This window comes from Pseudomonas oryzihabitans, from assembly GCF_014522265.1.
In the GTDB taxonomy this organism is placed as follows: Bacteria; Pseudomonadota; Gammaproteobacteria; order Pseudomonadales; family Pseudomonadaceae; genus Chryseomonas; species Chryseomonas aestiva.
This window is the reverse complement of sequence record NZ_CP017024.1, coordinates 867,181-887,731: the sequence shown is the minus strand read 5'-3', so window position 1 is coordinate 887,731 and position 20,551 is coordinate 867,181. Positions and strand designations below refer to the sequence as shown.

14 protein-coding genes are annotated in these 20,551 nt (G+C 65.6%); 12 read left to right on the top strand and 2 right to left on the bottom strand.

Going from position 1 to position 20,551, the window contains the following annotated elements; all coding sequences use genetic code 11:
- Positions 1-64: 64 nt before the first annotated feature.
- Positions 65-2,278, bottom strand: coding sequence for a primosomal protein N' (locus BGI51_RS04095; protein WP_187980382.1), 2,214 nt, complete (start codon positions 2,276-2,278; stop codon positions 65-67).
- A 157-nt stretch (positions 2,279-2,435) separates the two neighbouring features.
- On the opposite strand from BGI51_RS04095, the gene rpmE reads away from it, so the two are divergent.
- The 3 genes from rpmE to BGI51_RS04080 all read left to right on the top strand — a co-directional run bounded on the left by rpmE (position 2,436) and on the right by BGI51_RS04080 (position 4,859).
- A complete protein-coding gene (gene rpmE, locus BGI51_RS04090; protein ID WP_133861498.1) occupies positions 2,436-2,651 on the top strand; it encodes a 50S ribosomal protein L31 in 216 nt (71 codons plus the stop codon).
- Entirely contained in the window at positions 2,651-3,478 is an 828-nt protein-coding gene (locus BGI51_RS04085; protein WP_187980381.1) for a thermonuclease family protein, read from the top strand. The genes rpmE and BGI51_RS04085 overlap by 1 nt, the downstream gene beginning before the upstream one ends.
- Before the next feature lie 112 nt (positions 3,479-3,590).
- Complete coding sequence (locus tag BGI51_RS04080; RefSeq protein ID WP_133861496.1) at positions 3,591-4,859, top strand: malic enzyme-like NAD(P)-binding protein; 1,269 nt, start codon at positions 3,591-3,593, stop codon at positions 4,857-4,859.
- A gap of 52 nt (positions 4,860-4,911) precedes the next feature.
- Here BGI51_RS04080 and BGI51_RS04075 read toward each other — a convergent pair whose 3' ends face one another.
- On the bottom strand, positions 4,912-7,332 hold the full coding sequence (locus BGI51_RS04075) for a penicillin-binding protein 1A (RefSeq protein ID WP_187980380.1): 2,421 nt from the start codon (positions 7,330-7,332) through the stop codon (positions 4,912-4,914).
- Positions 7,333-7,499: 167 nt separating this feature from the next.
- Between BGI51_RS04075 and BGI51_RS04070 the strand changes: the two genes are divergently transcribed.
- From BGI51_RS04070 to gltB, 9 genes are all read left to right on the top strand, one after another.
- Entirely contained in the window at positions 7,500-8,564 is a 1,065-nt protein-coding gene (locus tag BGI51_RS04070) for a pilus assembly protein PilM (protein WP_133861494.1), read from the top strand.
- Positions 8,565-9,155 carry a PilN domain-containing protein gene (locus BGI51_RS04065; protein WP_158893530.1) on the top strand — a complete coding sequence of 197 codons (591 nt, stop codon included), beginning with the start codon at positions 8,565-8,567 and terminating at the stop codon, positions 9,153-9,155.
- Positions 9,152-9,805 (top strand): type 4a pilus biogenesis protein PilO, encoded by a 654-nt coding sequence (pilO, locus tag BGI51_RS04060; protein ID WP_187980379.1) that lies wholly within the window; start codon positions 9,152-9,154, stop codon positions 9,803-9,805. The genes BGI51_RS04065 and pilO overlap by 4 nt, the downstream gene beginning before the upstream one ends.
- The gene (locus tag BGI51_RS04055; protein ID WP_133861491.1) at positions 9,802-10,320 is read left to right on the top strand and encodes a pilus assembly protein PilP; all 519 of its coding nucleotides are present in this window, start codon (positions 9,802-9,804) and stop codon (positions 10,318-10,320) included. The genes pilO and BGI51_RS04055 overlap by 4 nt, the downstream gene beginning before the upstream one ends.
- 18 nt (positions 10,321-10,338) lie before the next feature.
- Complete coding sequence (gene pilQ, locus BGI51_RS04050) at positions 10,339-12,564, top strand: type IV pilus secretin PilQ (protein WP_187980378.1); 2,226 nt, start codon at positions 10,339-10,341, stop codon at positions 12,562-12,564.
- 5 nt (positions 12,565-12,569) lie between these two features.
- Complete coding sequence (aroK, locus tag BGI51_RS04045) at positions 12,570-13,088, top strand: shikimate kinase AroK (RefSeq protein ID WP_133861489.1); 519 nt, start codon at positions 12,570-12,572, stop codon at positions 13,086-13,088.
- Positions 13,089-13,140: 52 nt separating this feature from the next.
- Positions 13,141-14,235 (top strand): 3-dehydroquinate synthase, encoded by a 1,095-nt coding sequence (gene aroB / locus BGI51_RS04040; RefSeq protein WP_187980377.1) that lies wholly within the window; start codon positions 13,141-13,143, stop codon positions 14,233-14,235.
- Positions 14,236-14,253: 18 nt separating this feature from the next.
- On the top strand, positions 14,254-15,852 hold the full coding sequence (locus BGI51_RS04035; protein ID WP_187980376.1) for an AAA family ATPase: 1,599 nt from the start codon (positions 14,254-14,256) through the stop codon (positions 15,850-15,852).
- Positions 15,853-16,068: 216 nt separating this feature from the next.
- Positions 16,069-20,517: a glutamate synthase large subunit gene (gene gltB, locus BGI51_RS04030; protein ID WP_187980375.1), complete on the top strand. Its 4,449-nt coding sequence runs from the start codon at positions 16,069-16,071 to the stop codon at positions 20,515-20,517.
- Positions 20,518-20,551: the final 34 nt, after the last annotated feature.

Genomic DNA, 20,551 nt, shown 5'->3' with positions numbered 1-20,551 from the left:
ACTGCGATGAAAACCCGGCATTATCCGTGGCGAGCCCGGCCTTGCCAATGGTAAGCCAATGCCACTAGAAGAGATCGATGGGATCCACGTCCAGCGACCAGCGCACCTGACGGGCTTCAGGCAGGCTTTCCAGCTGGACGACCCAGATGCCCAGCAGGCGATGCAGAGGCGCGCGGCTGCTGCTTTGCAGCAGCAACTGGGCCCGGTGGCGACCGGCGCGGCGCTCCATCGGCGCCGGTACCGGCCCCAGCAACTCCACCTGAGGCAGGGCGAGATTGACCGCCAGGCCCTCGGCGACGTGATAGGCCGCCTCCAGGAAATTCTCCACCTGGTCCTGGCGATGGGCATCGGCGCGCAGCAGCGCCAGATAGGCGAAGGGCGGCAGCCCGGCGGCGCGGCGCTCCTGCAGAGCCTGGCGGGCAAAGGCCGGATAACCCTCCTCGGCCAGCTGCACCATCAGCGGATGATCGGCCAGATGGGTCTGGATCAGCACCTGCCCCGGCTCCTCGGCGCGACCGGCGCGACCGGCCACCTGGACGATCTGCTGGGCCATGCGCTCGCTGGCGCGGAAGTCGGCGGAAAACAGCCCGCTGTCGGCGTCCAGCACGGCCACCAAGGTCACCTTTGGAAAGTGGTGCCCCTTGGCGAGCATCTGGGTGCCGACCAGGATGCAGGGCACCCCACTGTGGATGGTGCGCAGGAGTTTGCCCAAGGCGTCCTTGCGTGCCGTGGTGTCGCGGTCGATGCGCAGCACCGGGACGTCCGGAAACAGCAGCTGCAGGCGTTCCTCGGCGCGTTCGGTACCGGCACCCACCGGGCGCAGGTCGAGCTTGCCGCAGGACGGGCAATGCCGCGGCGGCGTCTGGCGCTGATCACAGTGGTGGCAGCGCAATTCGCCGGAGCCGCGGTGATAGGTCATGCGCGCATCGCAGCGCGGGCACTGGGCCAGCCAGCCGCAGTCGTGGCAGAGCAGGGTGGGGGCGAAGCCGCGACGATTGAGGAACACCAGCACCTGCTGACCGCGCTCCAGGGTCGCGCCCATGGCCTTGAGCAGTGGCTGGGAGAGGCCGCTGTCCAGCGGACGGCTGCGCACGTCCAGGCGCTCGAAGCGCGGCGGCTGGGCGCCACCGGCACGGAGCGACAGGCGCAGGTGGGCATAGCGCCCCTGGTCGGCGTTGTGCAGGCTTTCCAGCGAGGGCGTGGCCGAGCCCAGCACCACCGGCAGATTCTCGAAGCGCGCGCGAACCACCGCCAGGTCGCGAGCGTGGTACCTCAGGCCTTCCTGCTGTTTATAGGAGGCGTCGTGTTCCTCATCGACGATGATCAGCCCAGGGTGTTTGAGTGGGGTGAACAGCGCCGAGCGGGTGCCGACCACGATGTCCAGTTCGCCATCGCGGGCGGCCAGCCAGATATCCATGCGCTCGCGATCGGTCAGCGCCGAGTGCAGCAGGGCGATGCGGGCATTGAAGCGCTGCTCGAAACGCCCCAGGGTCTGCGGGCCCAGGTTGATCTCGGGGATCAGTAGCAGCGCCTGGCGCCCCGCTTCCAGGGTGGCGCGGATCAGTTGCAGATAGACCTCGGTCTTGCCGCTGCCGGTCACCCCTTCCAGGAGATGGCAGTGGAAGCCGCTGCCGGCGCGGACCGCTTCGTAGGCCAGGCGCTGCTCGCTGTTGAGTGGCAACTCGGCCTGGGCCAGCCAGGAACCCTGGTGCCGCGTCGGCTGGTGATAGCGGGTCTCCACCGTGACCAGGCCCTTGGCCTGCAGCAGATCGAGACTGTCCTTGACCAGGCCGAGCTGACCGAGCAATTCGTGCAGCACCCCGTGGGGGTGCTGGCGCAGGGTCTTGAGTGCCTCGCGCTGGCGCGGCGCGCGGGCCAGGCGTGGATCTTCCGGGCGCGCATCGGGCTGGGCGATCCAGAAGCGCTGCAGTCGTCGCTCGGCCGGCTCCCCCTGACGCAAAAGGGCAGGAAGTGCCCAGCTCAGGGTGTCGCCGAGGCTGTGCTGATAGTACTGGGCAGACCACTGGCAGAGCTCGAACAGCGCGCTGGGCAGCGGCGGACGCTCGTCGAGCAGTTGCAGTGCCTTGCGCAGCTTGTCCGGCGGCACCTCGGTTTCCCGGGCCACCTCGATCAGCACCCCGACCACCTCGCGGCGACCGAAGGGTACCCGCAGCCGCACGCCCGGGCGCAACTGCTCCTCGACCACTCCCTTGGGCGGCAGATAGTCGAACAGGCGGCGCAGTGGGGAGGGCAGCGCCAGGCGCAGGATCAGGGGCACGGCAGGGCTCGCAGGAGGAAAGCCCGATGGTAGCAGACGGGCGGTGAGGGGGCTGCTTGCACCTCCTATCTGCTCTGGTATGATTTGCAGCCCAAATCTGTGCGGTATCCGGCAATGGCGCCGGGTGGCGGCACAGCTAGACCCCGAGGATAGTCCCATGAAAGCTGATATCCATCCGCAGTACGATGCCATCGAAGCCACCTGCAGCTGCGGCAACGTCATCAAGACCCGCTCGACCCTGAGCAAGAACATTCACCTGGACGTCTGCTCCGAATGCCACCCGTTCTACACTGGCAAGCAGAAGGTCCTGGACGCTGGCGGCCGTATCGATCGCTTCAAGCAGCGCTTCGGCGTGTTCGGCAGCAACAAGTAATGCGCTGCCGTCGGCCATCTCTGCATGGTTCGACACTGAAAAAGGCGTCCCTCTGGGGCGCCTTTTTTGTTTGTGGCCTAGCTGGCGCCCCGGTGGCCCAGGCGGCGGACTGTCCGTTGCTGCCGGGCGGACAGGAGGTCGTGGTCCGCCAGGTGGTCGACGGCGATACCCTGCGCCTGGTCGACGGCCGTTCGGTGCGCCTGATCGGCGTCAATGCTCCGGAGCTGGGCACGTCCGGCGGTACCGCCCAGCCCTATGCCGAGGCGGCGCGTCGGCGGCTGCTTGAGCTGGTCGCGGCCAGCGACCAGCGCCTGCGGCTGGTGCCGGGCAGCGAGGCGACCGACCACTATGGTCGCACCCTGGCGCATCTCTATGATCGCCAGGGCGGCAACCTGGAAGCCCGGCTGATAGCCGAGGGCTTCGGCTATGCCGTCGCCATCGCGCCCAATACCCGGCTGGCCGCCTGTCAGGCCGCCGCGGAAAGCCAGGCGCGCAAGGCGCGACGGGGCGTCTGGAAGCAGGATCCGACCATCGCCTCGACCCGCTTGGAAGAGAGTGGTTTCGCCGTGGTGCGGGGGCGTCTGCTGGACGTCGAGCGCAATCGTGGCGGCCTCTGGCTGCAGTTCGAAGGCGATCTGGTGGTCAATGTCCCCGAGCGCTTCGTCGCGGCCTTCGACGAGGTGCCGCTGCGCCAATGGACAGGGCGCGACCTCGAAGCCCGAGGCTGGATCGTCGATCGCAGTCGGCGCCAGGAAGCGGGTCGCGGGCGCTGGCAGATGACCCTGAGCGACCCGCACATGCTGGGTTTGCGGGTTGAATCGTTTTAGCCGAAAGTCGTATTGCGATTGATTTCAGGCATATGGCCGATTGCTTGTGGCACCTTGAGTCTTTGCGTATTCTCGCCCGACCCAAGACCCACACCACGCGGATATACCAATAATGTCTGATCTCAAAACCGCCGCCCTCGAATACCACGCCCAACCGCGCCCCGGCAAACTCAGCGTCGAGCTGACCAAGCCCACCGCGACCGCCCGTGACCTGTCCCTGGCCTACAGTCCCGGCGTCGCCGAACCGGTCCGCGAGATCGGTCGCGATCCCGAACTGGCCTACCGTTACACCGGCAAGGGCAACCTGGTCGCCGTGATCTCCGACGGTACCGCCATCCTCGGCCTGGGCAACCTCGGCCCGCTGGCCTCCAAGCCGGTGATGGAAGGCAAGGGCGTGCTGTTCAAGCGCTTCGCCGGTGTGGACGTCTTCGACATCGAGGTGGACGCCGAGAGCCCCCAGGCCTTCATCGACACCGTCAAGCGCATCTCCATCACCTTCGGCGGCATCAACCTCGAAGACATCAAGGCGCCCGAGTGCTTCGAGATCGAGCGCGCCCTGATCGAGCAGTGCGACATCCCGGTCTTCCACGATGACCAGCATGGCACCGCCATCGTCACCGCCGCCGGCATGCTCAACGCCCTGGAAATCGCCGGCAAGCGCCTGGAGGACGCCAAGATCGTCTGCCTGGGTGCCGGCGCTGCCGCCATCTCCTGCATGCGCCTCCTGGCCAGCATGGGCGCCAAGGTCGAGAACATCTACATGATCGACCGTCAGGGCGTGGTCCACAGCGGTCGCAGCGACCTGAACCAGTACAAGGCGGCCTTCGCCACCGAGACCAGCAAGCGCACCCTGGACGACGCCCTCGAAGGCGCCGATGTCTTCGTCGGTCTGTCCGGTCCGAACCTGTTGTCGGCGGAAGGCCTCAAGCGCATGGCGGCCAACCCCATCGTCTTCGCCTGCTCCAACCCGGATCCGGAAATCACCCCCGAGCTGGCCCACGCCACCCGCGACGACGTGATCATGGCCACCGGTCGCTCCGACTATCCGAACCAGGTCAACAACGTGCTGGGCTTCCCCTTCATCTTCCGCGGTGCCCTGGACGTTCGCGCCCGGGTGATCAACGAAGAGATGAAGATCGCCGCGGCCCTGGCCCTGCGTGATCTGGCCAAGCTGCCGGTGCCCAAGGAAGTCTGCGCCGCCTACAACGTCGACAGCCTGAGCTTCGGTCGCGAGTACATCATTCCCAAGCCGATGGACGCGCGCCTGATCACCCTGGTATCCGATGCCGTGGCCAAGGCCGCCATCGAGACCGGCGTGGCCACGCTGCCCTATCCGGCGAACTATCCGCTGAAGTCGGTGGATGACGTCTTCGCCAAGTAAGGCCCGAAGCAAAAAAAACCCCGCCAAGGCGGGGTTTTTTATTGGGCGCGGATCAGAAGATGTCCATGGGCACGTTTTCGCTGGAGGGCAGTGGCGTGCCGGGCGCGACGCCGGGCGGCAGCTCGTCCAGGCTCGGCGGGGTGTCCTCGCTCTTGAACAGCTCGAAATAGGCGTTGGGCGTGCCGGGCGGCGCGGCGCGACCCGTGGTGGGATCGACGCGGATGGAAACGATGCCGTCCGGTTCCTTGAGCTGATGCGGCGGCTTGTCCTTGAGCGCCGCGCCCATGTAGCTCATCCAGATCGGCAGGGCCACGGTGCCACCGAATTCCTGGCGACCCAGGGTCTCGGGCTGATCGAAGCCGGCCCAGACCGTGGTCACGTAGTCGCCGTTGTAGCCGGAGAACCAGGTGTCCTTGGATTCGTTGGTGGTGCCGGTCTTGCCGGCCAGGTCGTTGCGACCCAGTTCCAGCGCCTTGCGCCCGGTACCGCGCTTGATCACGTCCTGCAGCATGCTGTTCATGATGAAGGCGTTGCGCGGGTCGATGACCTGGGGCGCGAACACCGGCGGCGGATTGGCCGGATCGGCAGCGGTGGTATCGGCCACCGGTGTGACCTCGACGCCGGCTGCGGCCTTGGCCTGCACCTGCTGGGGCACCCGCGGCGCGGCAGTGCGATAGACCACCTTGCCGTCGCGATCGGTCACGTGATCGACCACGTAGGGCGTCACCTTGTAGCCTTCGTTGGCGAACACCGACCAGCCGGTGGCCACCTCCAGCGGCGTCAGGCCCGGGGTGCCGAGGGCGAGGGACAGGTTGCGCGGCAACTGATCGCGCTCGAAGCCGAAGCGACTGACGTAATCCAGCGCATAGTCGATGCCGATGGCCTGCAGCACCCGGATGGACACCAGGTTGCGCGAGCGATACAGCGCCTCGCGCAGGCGGATGGGGCCGAGGAAGGTGTTGTTGTCGTTCTTCGGTCGCCAGGCTTCGTCGGGATTCTCGTCCATGAAGACGATGGGCGCATCGTTGACCAGGCTGGCGGCGGTGAAGCCCTTCTCCAGGGCCGCGCTATAGATGAACGGCTTGAAGCTGGAGCCGGGCTGGCGGCGGGCCTGGGTCGCGCGGTTGTAGTTGCTTTGCTCGAAGGAGAAACCACCGATCAGGGCGCGGATGGCGCCATCCTGGGGATCAAGCGACACCAGGGCGCTCTGCGCCTTGGGGATCTGCGAGAACTTCAGGCTGCCATCGTCCTGGCGCTGCACCCGGATCAGGTCGCCGACCTTGACCACGTCGGCCGGACCGTTCGGGCGCGGCCCCAGGCTGTTGGCGCTGAGGTAGGGGCGTGCCCACTTCATCGAGTCCCAGGAGACCGCCTCTTCCTTGCCCTCGCGGGTCAGGACCAGGATGCCGCTCTTCTCCACCTGGGTGACGATGGCCGGATCCTGGCCGCCGACAATGCGCTGCTTCTGGATCAGCGCGGTCCACTCGGGGCGGCTGCGGTTGGGCCACTGGGCCTCGGGGCCGCGATAGCCATGGCGGCGGTCATAGTCGGTCAGGCCGTCGCGCACGGCGTTGAAGGCGTCCGTCTGCAGCCGGCTGTCGATGGTGGTATAGACCTGATAACCGTCGGTATAGGCGTCGCCGCCGTAGCGCCCGACCATTTCCGCCCGCGCCATTTCGGCGATGTAGGGAGCGTTGAGTTCAGGCACGGCGACGTGGTGGTAGGCCTCGAGCGGCTCGGCGATGCCGGCCTGGTAGGCCGCCTGATCGATATAACCGAGCTTGAACATGCGTTCGAGGATCCAGTTGCGTCTTTCCAGGCTACGCTCAGGATTAGCGACCGGGTTGTAGCGCGACGGCGCCTTGGGCAGACCGGCGATCATCGCCATCTGGGCGACGGTCAGGTCCTTGATGGACTTGCCGTAGTAGACCTGGGCGGCGGCCTCGATACCGTAGGCGCGGTTGCCCAGGTAGATCTTGTTGACGTAGAGCTCGAGGATCTCGTCCTTGCTCAGTTGGCGCTCGATTTGCAGCGCCAGGAGGATCTCGGTGAATTTGCGCGAGAAGCTGCGTTCGCTGGTCAGGAAGTAGTTCTTGGCGACCTGCATGGTGATGGTGCTGCCGCCGGTCTGGATATGTCCGGTCTTGACCAGCTGGCTCACTGCGCGCGCCAGGCTTTTCACATCCACGCCATAGTGATTGGCGAAGTTGTCATCCTCGGCGGAGAGCAGGGCATGGATGAAGTTGGGCGGTATCTCGTTGAACCGCAGCGGCGAGCGGCGCATTTCGCCGAATTCGGCGATGAGTTTGCCGTCCGCGCTGTACACCCGCAGAGGGATCTGCAGTTGCACGTTTCGCAGGGCGTCGATGGAGGGCAGGCTGGGGCTGAGGTAGAGGAAGGCACCGCTGAGACCCAGCAAAAGGCTGCAGACCAGGGCGACCAACGACCACCAGAAAAATTTCAGAACACGCATCAAGAGACTTTTCGAATGGAAAGAAGGAAAGGGCGACAGGTGAGGGTCAGCCTACACGGCGTCGCCATTATAGGCGCGTTTGGCGGTTGGCCGCTATTTGCTCGGGTGTCAAGTCTGTTATCTAATGCCCGTCCGCGGAAGACCACCGTCGCTCATAGGGAACTGATGTGCTAGGGCTATTCAGAAAGAAGGCGAATACGCTGCTGGGTATCGACGTCAGTTCGACATCCGTGAAACTCATCGAGTTGAGCCGTTCAGGCGGACGCTACCGGGTGGAGGCCTATGCGGTCGAGCCCCTGCCGGCCAATGCCGTGGTGGAAAAGAACATCGCCGAACTCGAAGGCGTGGGCCTGGCCATCGGCCGGGTGCTGGTCAAGGCGCGCAGCTCCGCGCGCAGCGCTGCGGTGGCCGTCTCCGGCTCGGCGGTGATCGCCAAGACCATCGAGATGGATGCCGGCCTGACCGACGACGAGCTGGAAAACCAGATCAAGCTGGAAGCCGACCAGTACATTCCCTATCCGCTGGACGAGGTCGCCATCGACTTCGAGGTGCAGGGGCCGTCGCCGCGCAACGCCGAGCGCGTCGAGGTGCTGCTGGCCGCCTGCCGGAAGGAAAACGTCGAGGTTCGCGAGGCGGCCCTGGCGCTGGCCGGTGTCGCGGCCAAGGTGGTCGACGTCGAGGCCTATGCCTTGGAGCGCGCCTACCAGTTGCTGGCCAACCAGCTCGGCGGCCATGTCGACGACCTGACCGTGGCGGTGGTCGACATCGGCGCCACCATGACCACCCTGAGCGTGCTGCACAACGGCAAGACCATCTATACCCGCGAGCAGTTGTTCGGCGGTCGTCAGCTCACCGAGGAAATCCAGCGCCGCTACGGCCTCTCGGTGGAGGAGGCCGGTCTGGCCAAGAAGCAGGGTGGATTGCCGGACGACTACCAGAGCGAGGTGCTGACGCCCTTCCGCGAGGCCGTGGTGCAGCAGGTGGCGCGTTCGCTGCAGTTCTTTTTCGCCGCCGGGCAATACAATGATGTGGACTACATCTTGCTTGCTGGAGGAACCGCGTCAATTTCCGGACTCGACCGCTTGATCCAGCAGAAAATCGGCACCCCCACGGTCCTGGCCAATCCCTTCGCCGACATGACCGTCAGCAATAAGGTCAATGCGGCAGCCCTGGCGGGTGACGCCCCGGCGCTGATGATCGCCTGCGGCCTGGCCATGAGGAGTTTCGACTAGATGGCCCGCATCAACCTCTTGCCCTGGCGGGAGCAGCTGCGCGAAGAAAGGCGCAAGCAGTTCCTGGTGATCCTGGGCGGTATCTTCGTGCTCTCGTGCGGCGCCGTGTTTCTCGGGGATCAGTACCTGTCCGGCGAGATCGCCCGGCAGGAGGCGCGCAACGCCTTCATCCAACAGAACATCGCCCAGCTGGACGTGCGCATCAAGGAGATCAGCGAACTCAAGACCCGTCGTCAGCAACTGCTGGCGCGGATGAAGATCATCCAGGACCTGCAAGGCAACCGCCCGGTCATCGGCCACGTCTTCGACCAGTTGGTGCGTACCCTGCCGGACGGCGTCTACTTCCGCGAGCTGAAGATGCAGGGCGACACCCTGTCGATCAGCGGCGAGGCGGAATCCAACAACCGCGTCTCCAACCTGATGCGTAACCTGGATGCCTCCGACTGGTTCGCGTCGCCTACGCTGATCGAGGTCAAGGCGACCACTGCCGGAGCGGTGGACCAGGCCAACACCTTCCAGCTCACTGTCAAGCAGACCCAGCCCGGCGCCCCCGTTGCCCCGGCCCCGCTCGCCAAGGGAGGCAAACCATGAGTCTCGCCGATTCCCTGGCCAGCCTGCGCAAGGTTGACATCAACGAACTCAGCCTGGAGAACCTCGGTTCCTGGCCCAAGCCGGTCAAGGTCATCGCCTGCCTGCTGATCATGCTGGTGGTGCTGCTGCTCGGCTATCAGTTCCATCTCAGCGACATGCAGGCCCAGCTGGACAGTCAGCGCAATCAGGAAGAGACGCTCAAGCAGCAATACGCCAGCAAGGCCTTCCAGGCCGCCAATCTGGATGCCTACAAGCAGCAGATGGTGGAGATGGAGGAGTCCTTCGGTGCCCTGCTGCGGCAACTGCCCGGCGATACCGAGGTGCCGGCGCTGCTGGAAGACATCACCCGCACCGGTCTCGGCAGCGGTCTGGAATTCGAGCAGATCAAGCTGCTGCCCGAAGTCACCCAGCAGTTCTACGTCGAGTTGCCGATCCAGATCACCGTGGTGGGCAACTATCACGACCTGGCGACCTTCGTCAGCAGCGTCTCCAGCCTGCCGCGCATCGTCACCCTGCACGACTTCGATCTCAAGCCGGTGGACGACAAGAATGCCAATGGTGGCGGTACGGTCTCCGGAGGCGGCGGCAAGTTGCGCATGAACGTCCTGGCCAAGACCTACAGGTACAACGACAAGGGGCTCGGCAAATGAGGACGCCCCTGTTGCTTTGCCTGCTGACCGGCGTGCTGGTCGGCTGTGGTTCCAGCGATACCAGCGATCTGCAGGCCTTCATGGACGAAACCCGGGCCAAGCCGCGCGGTTCCATCGAGCCGCTGCCGCAGTTTCGCGCCTACGAACCCTTCACCTACGCCGCCGCGGCCCTGCGCAGCCCCTTCCAGGCGCCGGTGCGCATCGATCCCACGGTGCGCCAGCGCGGAACCGGCAACATCAAGCCGGACGCGAATCGGCCCAAGCAGTTTCTCGAAGGCTTCAACATCGAGACCTTCAGCATGGTCGGCATCCTGGCCAATGCCAGCGGCCGCTATGCTTTGGTCAACGGTGCCGGGGGCGTGCATCGCGTCAAGGTGGGGGACTACCTGGGGCGCAACGATGGGCGCATCACCAAGATTACCGATGGCGAGATCGACGTGATCGAAATCGTCCCGGATGGCGAGGGTGGCTGGCTGGAACGGCCGCGCACCATCACCTTGAAGGAAAAGACTTAAATGGGCAGGGCGAGCACTGTGAACACTACTATCGCGGGACGACTGGGACTGGCCCTGCTGCTGAGCAGCCTGGCCGGTCAGGCCCTGGCAGCCGATCTGCAGGCCTTGAACGTCGCCTCCCTGCCCGGGGATCGTATCGAACTCAAGCTGACCTTCGATCAGCCGGTGCCGGTGCCCAAGGGCTACACCATCGAGCAGCCGGCGCGGATTGCCCTGGATCTGCCCGGCGTGGCCAACAAGCTGGGTACCAAGAGCCGCGAGCTGGGCAATGGCAATGCTCGCAGCGTGACGGTGGTCGAGGCGGGAAATCGCACCCGCCTGATCATCAACCTCACCAACCTGGCCAGCTACGACACCCGGGCCGACGGCCGCAACCTGTTCGTCACCATCGGCGGCACCGCCGGTCGCCAGACTGCCAGCGCCCAGGCCAATCTGACGCCCAACCTGCCGCGCGCCGCCGCGCCGGCCACCGTGACCGCACCCTCGTCCGCCCCCCTGCCCGGTGCGGTCGCCCGCACGCCGCTGCCGCCGACCCAGGCCACTTCCACCGTAGCGGCCATGACCGCGCCGCGGCCGCAACTGCGCGGCAAGGCGATCCGCCATATCGATTTCCAGCGGGGTCCCCAGGGCGAGGGCAACGTGGTCATCGACCTGAGCGAGACCGGCATCAACCCGGACATCCAGGAGCAGGGCGGCAAGATCCGCCTGACCTTCGCCGGTACCCAGCTGCCCGAAGAGCTGCGCGTGCGCCTGGACGTCAAGGACTTCGCCACCCCCGTGCAGTTCGTCAACGCCTCCGCTGACAGCGGCGGGGCGTCCATCGTCATCGAACCGACCGGGACCTACGACTACCTGGCCTACCAGACCAACAATCGTCTGACCCTGAGCGTCAAGCCGCTCACCACCGAGGAAAAGGAAAAGCGCGCAGCCGATCGCTTCACCTATACCGGTGAAAAACTGTCGCTGAATTTCCAGGACATCGACGTCCGCTCGGTGCTGCAGCTGATCGCCGATTTCACCAATCTCAACCTGGTGGCGAGCGACACCGTGCAGGGCAACATCACCCTGCGCCTGCAGAACGTGCCCTGGGACCAGGCGCTGGATCTGATCCTCAAGACCAAGGGTCTCGACAAGCGCCAGATCGGCAACGTGCTGCTGGTTGCACCGGCCGACGAGATCGCCGCCCGCGAGCGTCAGGAGCTGGAATCCCAGAAGCAGATCCAGCAGCTGGCCCCGCTGCGTCGCGACCTGATCCAGGTCAACTACGCCAAGGCCGCCGATATCGCCAAGCTGTTCCAGTCGGTGACCAGCGCCGACAAGACCGCCGACGAGCGCGGCTCCATCTCGGTGGACGAGCGCACCAACAGCATCATTGCCTACCAGACCCAGAATCGCCTGGACGAACTCCGGCGCATCGTCTCGCAGCTGGACATCCCGGTGCGCCAGGTGATGATCGAGGCGCGGCTGGTGGAGGCCAACGTCGACTACAGCAAGCAGCTGGGCGTGCGCTGGGGCGGTAACGCCAGTTCGGGCAACTTCGCGGTCTATGGCAAGGACGGCGCCACCACGGTCGATCCTACTACCGGTCAGGCCTTCCTGCCGGGCACCAGTACCGTGGGTAATTTCACTTCTACCAACGGCGTCGCGCCCACGCCCTTCGTCGACATGGGCGTTTCCGGCAGCACCTCGGGCATCGGCGTCGGCTTCATGGTCGGTGGCAAGATGCTCGACCTGCAGCTGTCCGCGCTGCAATCCAGTGGCAATGGCGAAATCATCTCCCAGCCCAAGGTGGTGACCTCGGACAAGGAGACCGCCAAGATCCTGCGCGGTACCGAGATCCCCTACCAGGAAGCCAGCTCCAGCGGTGCCACCAGCACCAGCTTCAAGCAGGCTGCCCTGTCGCTGGAGGTCACACCGCAGATCACCCCGGACAACCGCATCATCATGGAGGTCAAGGTCAACAAGGATGCCCCTGACTACCAGAATGCCCTCAACGGCGTGCCGCCGATCAGCAAGAACGAGGTCAATGCCAAGGTGCTGGTGAGCGATGGCGAGACCATCGTGCTGGGCGGGGTGTTCTCCAATACCCAGACCAAGTCCACCACCAAGGTGCCGATGCTGGGGGATATTCCCTATGTCGGCCGACTGTTCCGCCGGGATTCGGTCACCGACAGCAAAGTCGAGCTGCTGATCTTCCTCACGCCGCGTATCATGAACAACCAGGCGATAGCGGTTGGTCGATGACATAAGTGCGTAATCTGTTTCTCGTAGGACCGATGGGCTCGGGCAAGAGCACCATCGGCCGGCTCCTGGCGAAGGAATTGCGGCTGCCGTTCAAGGATTCCGACAAGGTAATCGAAGAACGTACCGGTGCCGACATCCCCTGGATCTTCGATGTGGAAGGCGAGCAGGGCTTTCGCGAGCGCGAACGCGCTGCGATCGCCGAGCTGTGCGCGGAAAACGGCCTGGTAATGGCCACCGGCGGGGGCGCCGTGCTGCGCGAGGACAATCGCCAGGCGCTCAAGCACGGCGGACGGGTCATCTATCTGCATGCCTCCATCGAGCAGCAGATCGAACGCACCTCCCGCGATCGCAACCGTCCCCTCCTGCAGACCGCCGATCCTGCGGCGGTGCTGCGCAATCTCATGGCCATGCGCGACCCGCTGTACCGCGAGATCGCCGATATCATCATCGAGACCGACGAGCGGCCACCCCGGCTGGTCGTGCTGCAGATACTCGACCGTCTGAAAGCCCTGGCGCCGCATTAAAGCCGCAAGCGTTCTGCGCTATGCTAGGCGCCCTTTGAATCAAGGTGACGGCATGCGGACTCTTCACGTCGAGCTCGGTGAGCGCAGCTACCCGATCTACATCGGCCAGGGCCTTCTGGATCGGCGGGACTGCTTCCTGCCCCATCTCGCCGGGCGCAAGGTGGCGATCGTCACCAATGAAACCATCGCGCCGCTCTATCTGGAGCGCCTGCTGCGCACCCTGGGCGACCGCCAGGTCAGCTCGATCGTGCTGCCCGATGGCGAGGCGCACAAGAACTGGGAAACCCTGCAGCTGATCTTCGACGGCCTGCTGCAGGATCGCCATGATCGCAAGACCACCCTCATCGCCCTCGGTGGCGGGGTGATCGGCGACATGGGCGGATTCGCCGCGGCCTGCTATCAGCGCGGGGTGGACTTCATTCAGGTGCCGACCACGCTGCTGTCCCAGGTCGATTCCTCGGTGGGTGGCAAGACCGGCATCAACCACCCGCTGGGCAAGAACATGATCGGCGCCTTCTACCAGCCCAAGGCCGTGGTCATCGACACCGACAGCCTGGCGACCCTGCCGGCGCGCGAACTGTCGGCGGGTCTGGCCGAGGTCATCAAGTACGGCCTGATCTGCGACGAACCCTTCCTCGGCTGGCTCGAAGAGCATGTCGAGGCGCTGCTGGCGCTGGACCAGCAGGCCCTCACCCAAGCCATCGAGCGTTCCTGCGCGGCCAAGGCCCAGGTGGTCGGCAGCGACGAGCGCGAGTCGGGCCTGCGTGCCATCCTCAATCTCGGCCATACCTTCGGTCACGCCATCGAGACCCACCAGGGCTATGGCGTCTGGCTGCATGGCGAGGCGGTTTCCGCCGGCATGGTCATGGCGTTGCAGATGTCCCTGCTGCTGGGCTGGCTCACGGCTGCCCAGCGCGACCGCGCCCTGCGCCTGCTGGTCCGGGCGGGGCTTCCCGTGGTACCGCCGGCGGACATGCAGCCGGCCGATTTCGAACGCCTCATGGCGGTGGACAAGAAGGTCCTGGATGGACAACTCCGGCTGGTACTGCTCAGTGACCTGGGCCAGGCCGTGGTGACCGCCGACTTCGCCCGCGACATTCTCGAGCAGACGCTGCGTACCGATTACCAAGCGCTGACCGCCCAGTAAGGAGAACAAGAGAGTCCCATGTCCAATCTGCACGCCGACGAAGCCTTCCTCGGTCACTATCAGTTCACTCACGACCCGTTCGCCGCCCGCGTTCCCGGTTTCAAATTCTTTCCGGCGCAGCGCAAGCCGGTGCTGGGCCAGTTGCATCATCTGGCCCGCTACAGCCAGCTGCTGCTGGTGGTCAGCGGCCCTGAGGGCAGTGGCAAGACGCTGCTGCGCCAGGCGCTGGCGGCCAGTACCAAGAAGGAGGCCGTGCACTGCGTGGTGATTTCCGCGCAGAACGGCGGCGACGCCCGTACCGTGCTGGCCCAGGTCGCCAAGGGCGTGGGCGCCGACAGCCAGACGCCGGCGGCCATTCTCGCGCAGGCGGCGGAAGTGCGCCTGGCGGGGCAGGAGGTCTACATCCTGGTGGATGACGCCGAGGCGCTGGCCACCCCCGCGCTGGAAGCCCTGCTGGAACTGGCCGGTGGCGGCGAAAAGGAGCGCCTGCACGTCTTCCTGTTCGGCGAAGCGGAAGTGGTGATGCGCCTGGAAGACATCGCCCAGGGCGAAGAGCGCTATCACGCCATCGAGTTGCTGCCCTACAGCGAGAGCGAGGCCGAGGAATATCTGGCCCAGCGCCTGGAGGGTGCCGGCCAGGGCCTGGAGATCTTTACCGACGAGCAACTCGCGACCATCCACCAGCGCTCCGGCGGCTGGCCCGGTCGGCTCAACGAAGAAGCCCGGGATGTCCTGGTGGCGGGCATGAGCGCCCGGCGCAAGAAGGCCGCCGCACCGGCGAAGGGCTCGCGCAATCTGCTGGCGGCGCTGCCGCGCAAGCACCTGGTCATTCTCGGGGTGGTGGTGCTGGCAGTCGGCGCCGCGGCGCTGTCGCTGAAGGGCGGCAAGAGCGAGGCCCCGGCCACCGGCACGGCCGGACAGGACCTGCCCATGGGTGGCCAGAACACCGCCTCTGCCGGCAAGGACGCCCAAGGGGCGCCCATCCAGTTCGACGGCTCTTCCAAGCCGCTGCCCCTGCCGCTGGTGGGTGAGTCGCAGCCGGTCATCCGTGAACCCCTGGCGGAAGCGGCTGGTGGCCGGCAGGCGGGTACCGCGGCCGGTAACGACATGGGCGCTGGCGGCGTGCCGCCGACCGTGACCACCGAGGCCCCGCCGGTCAGTGACGAAGACGAACTGCCCAGCCGGACACCGGCACGCACGCCAGCGCCCAGTGCGCCGGCAGTGGCTGCCCCGGCGCCCCGGCATACCGCGCCTGCGCCTACCGCCGCGCCGGCACCGGCCAAGCCGGCCCCGACGGCGGCGCCTGCCCACGCCGGCAGTGCCGCGGCGGGCTGGTACGGCAGCCAGTCCGGTAGCAAATACGCCTTGCAGGTGGTGGGCACCAGCACCGAAAAGGCCGCGCAGGACTTCATCGCCGGCCAGTCCGACAGTGGCAACTTCCGCTATTTCAAGAAGAGCTACCAGGGCAAGGCGCTCTATGTGGTGACCTACGGCAACTTCGCCAATCGGGCGGCGGCGGAAGCGGCGGTCAAGCAGCTGCCGGCCAAGGTGCAGGCCAGCAAACCCTGGCCGCGGACCTTCGCCAGCATCCAGCAGGACATCGCCACCAGTCGCTGATTCTTGCCTGAAATGCAAATAAAGCCCCGGCGCTATCACGAGCGTGATGCCGGGGCTTTCTTTTTTGCGTCACCAAATTTTCATCAGGTGTCATCAGTGTTTGTCGTAAGCGATTTTTTCGCTACACTGGTCAGCCTTTGACTGTCCGAAAAAAGTTCAAATAAGCGGACCGTTTTGTGATGCCTTCGCAATAACCTGATTGCCGGTGAGAGCGCTATGAAAGCAGGCCTGTTCAATCCCGATAGCTTCAAGGACAACTGCGGCTTCGGCCTGATCGCCCATATGCAGGGCGAGCCCAGCCACGACCTGCTGGAAACGGCCATTGAAGCCCTGACCTGCATGACCCACCGGGGCGGTATCAACGCGGACGGCAAGACCGGTGACGGTTGCGGTCTGCTCATGCAGAAGCCGGACGCCTTCCTGCGCGCCATCGCCCAGGAGCAGTTCGGTGCCGAATTGCCCGAGCAGTACGCTGCCGGCGTGGTGTTCTTCAACCAGGACGAGGCCCGTGCCGAACGGGCCCGTGCCAACATGAACCTGGAGATCGAGGCCGCCGGCCTGACCCTGGTCGGCTGGCGCAAGGTGCCCATCGACACCTTGGTGCTGGGTGAATTGGCCCTGGCCCGCCTGCCGCGCATCGAGCAGGTGTTCGTCGCCGGTCCGGGTCTCGACGACCAGCAGTTCGGCGTCAAGCTGTTCTCCGCCCGCCGCCGTTCCTCGGTGCGCAACGCCGAGGACGCCGAGCACTACATCTGCAGCCTGTCGTCCCGGGTCATCGTCTACAAGGGCCTGATGATGCCGGCGGATCTCGCCGCCTTCTATCCGGACCTCGGCGATCCGCGTCTGGCCACCGCCATCTGCGTCTTCCACCAGCGCTTCTCCACCAACACCCTGCCGAAGTGGCCGCTGGCGCAGCCCTTCCGCTATCTCGCCCACAACGGCGAGATCAACACCATCACCGGCAACCGCAACTGGGCCCAGGCGCGGCGGACCAAGTTCGTCAACGAACTGATCCCGGATCTCGATCAGCTCGGTCCGCTGGTCAACCGCGTCGGTTCCGACTCCTCCAGCATGGACAACATGCTGGAACTGCTGGTGACCGGCGGCATGGATCTGTTCCGCGCCGTGCGCATGATCATTCCGCCGGCCTGGCAGAACGTCGAGACCATGGACGCCGATCTGCGCGCCTTCTACGAATTCAACTCCATGCACATGGAGCCCTGGGACGGTCCGGCCGGCGTGGTCCTGACCGAGGGTCGTTACGCGGTCTGCCTGCTCGACCGCAACGGCCTGCGCCCGGCGCGCTGGGTGACCACCAAGAACGGTTACATCACCCTGGCCTCGGAAGTCGGCGTCTGGAACTACCAGCCCGACGACGTCATCGCCAAGGGTCGGGTCGGCCCGGGCCAGATCCTCGCCGTGGACACCGAGACCGGCGAGGTGCTGCAGACCGACGACATCGACAATCGCCTCAAGGCGCGTCATCCGTACAAGCAGTGGCTGCGCAAGAACGCCATGCGCATCCAGGCGACCCTGGACGACAACGATCACGGTTCGGCCTTCTACGACCAAGATCAGCTGCGCCAGTACATGAAGATGTTCCAGGTCACCTTCGAGGAGCGTGATCAGGTGCTGCGCCCGCTGGGCGAGCAGGGCCAGGAAGCCGTGGGCTCCATGGGCGACGACACCCCGATGGCGGTGCTGTCGCGGCGCATCCGTTCCCCCTACGACTATTTCCGCCAGCAATTCGCCCAGGTCACCAACCCGCCGATCGACCCGCTGCGCGAGTCCATCGTCATGTCCTTGGAGACCTGCCTGGGCGCCGAGCGCAATGTCTTCGAGGAAACCGCCGAGCACGCCGATCGCGCCATCCTGAGCAGTCCGGTGGTCTCGCCGGCCAAGTGGCGGACCATCCTCAACATGCCCAAGCCCGGCTTCGAGCATGTCAAGATCGACCTCAACTACCCCGAGTCCATGGGCCTCGAGGCGGCCTTGCGCAACATCGTCGAGCAGGCCGAGGAGGCCGTGCGCGCCGGCAAGGTGCTGCTGGTGCTGACCGACCGCCACATCGAGCCGGGCAAGCTGCCGGTACACGCGGTGCTGGCCACCGGCGCCGTGCACCATCACCTGGTCAACCTGGGGCTGCGCACCAGCAGCAACATCCTGGTGGAGACCGCCACCGCCCGCGATCCGCACCACTTCGCCGTGCTGCTGGGCTTTGGCGCCACCGCGGTCTATCCGTTCCTGGCCTACGAGGTGCTGGGCGACCTGATCCGCACCGGCGAGGTGCTGGGCGATCTCTACGAGGTGTTCAAGTACTACCGCAAGGGCATCACCAAGGGCCTGCTCAAGGTGATCTCCAAGATGGGCATCTCCACCGTCGCCTCCTATCGCGGCGCCCAGCTGTTCGAGGCCGTGGGCCTGGCGGACGAGGTCACCGACCTCTGCTTCCCCGGGGTCACCAGCCGCATCAAGGGCGCGCGCTTCGTCGACCTGGAAGCCGAGCAGAAGCTGCTGGCCGGCGAGGCCTGGAACAACCGCAAGCCGATCCAGCCGGGTGGCCTGCTCAAGTTCGTCTATGGCGGCGAGTACCACGCCTACAACCCGGACGTGGTCAATCTGCTGCAGGCCGCCGTGCAACAGGGCGACTACGCCAAGTTCCGCGAATACACCGCGCTGGTGGACCAGCGTCCGGTGGCCATGATCCGCGACCTGCTCAAGGTCAAGACCAGCGACCAGCCCCTGGCGCTGGACGAGATCGAGCCGCTGGCCAACATCTTCACCCGCTTCGACGCGGCCGGCATCTCCCTGGGCGCTCTCTCGCCGGAGGCCCACGAGGCCCTGGCCGAGGCCATGAACCGCCTGGGTGGGCGCTCCAACTCCGGTGAGGGCGGCGAGGACCCGGCGCGCTACGGCACCATCAAGAGCTCCAAGATCAAGCAGGTGGCCACCGGCCGCTTTGGCGTCACCCCCGAGTACCTGGTCAATGCCGAGGTCCTGCAGATCAAGGTGGCCCAGGGCGCCAAGCCGGGCGAGGGCGGCCAGCTGCCCGGTGGCAAGGTCAACGGCCTGATCGCCAAGCTGCGCTATGCGGTACCCGGCGTGACCCTGATCTCGCCGCCGCCGCACCACGACATCTATTCCATCGAAGACCTGTCGCAGCTGATCTTCGACCTCAAGCAGGTCAACCCCAAGGCGCTGGTATCGGTCAAGCTGGTGTCCGAGCCCGGCGTGGGGACGGTAGCGGCTGGTGTGGCCAAGGCCTATGCCGACCTCATCACCATCTCCGGCTACGACGGCGGCACCGGTGCTTCGCCGGTGACCTCCATCAAGTACGCCGGTTCGCCCTGGGAACTGGGCCTGGCCGAGGCGCACCAGACCCTGCGCGGTAACGACCTGCGCGGCAAGGTGCGGGTGCAGACCGACGGCGGTCTGAAGACCGGCCTGGACGTGATCAAGGCGGCCATCCTCGGCGCCGAGAGCTTCGGCTTCGGTACTGCGCCGATGATCGCCCTGGGCTGCAAGTACCTGCGCATCTGCCACCTGAACAACTGCGCCACCGGCGTCGCCACCCAGAACGACCGCCTGCGCAAGGAACACTTCATCGGTACGGTAGAGATGGTGATGAATTTCTTCACCTTTATCGCCGAGGAAACCCGCGAGTGGCTGGCCAGGCTGGGCGTGCGCAGCCTGGGCGAGCTGATCGGTCGTACCGATCTGCTGGAAATCCTGCCGGGCGAGACCGCCAAGCAACAGCACCTGGATCTCACCCCGCTGTTGGGTAGCGATCATATTCCGGCCGAGAAGCCGCAGTACTGTCAGGTGGAAAAGAACCCGCCGTTCGACCAGGGCCTGCTGGCCGAGGAAATGGTACGCCTGTCGCTGCCCGGGATCGAAAAGCTCGAAGGCGGTGACTTCAGCCTGAGCATCGGCAACTGCGACCGCTCCATCGGTGCCCGTGTCTCCGGTGAAATCGCCCGGCGTCACGGCAACCAGGGCATGGTCAAGGCGCCGCTGACCTTCCGCTTCAAGGGCACTGCTGGCCAGAGCTTCGGCGTCTGGAACGCCGGCGGCCTGCATATGTATCTGGAAGGCGATGCCAACGACTATGTGGGCAAGGGCATGACCGGCGGCAAGCTGGTCATCACCCCGCCCCAGGGCGCGGGCTTCAAGAGCCAGGAATCGGCCATCATCGGCAACACCTGCCTCTATGGCGCCACCGGTGGCAAGCTGTTCGCCGCCGGCACCGCCGGTGAGCGCTTCGGGGTGCGCAACTCCGGGGCCCACACGGTGGTGGAAGGCACCGGCGACCACTGCTGCGAGTACATGACCGGCGGCTTCGTCTGCGTGCTGGGCAAGACCGGCTACAACTTCGGCTCGGGCATGACCGGCGGCTTCGCCTATGTGCTGGACTTGGACAACGGTTTCTATGACCGGGTCAACCACGAACTGGTGGAGATCCAGCGCATCAACAGCGAGGCCATGGAAGCCTATCGCAGCCACCTGGAAGGGGTGCTGGCCGAATACGTGCGCGAGACCGGCAGTGCCTGGGGCAGCCATCTCCATGAGAATCTGGACGACTACCTGCGCAAGTTCTGGCTGGTGAAGCCCAAGGCGGCCAGCCTGGCGTCGCTGCTGGTCAGCACCCGCGCCCGTCCGGAATAACGACTTCGATGCCGGCGCCGCAAGGCGCCGGTTT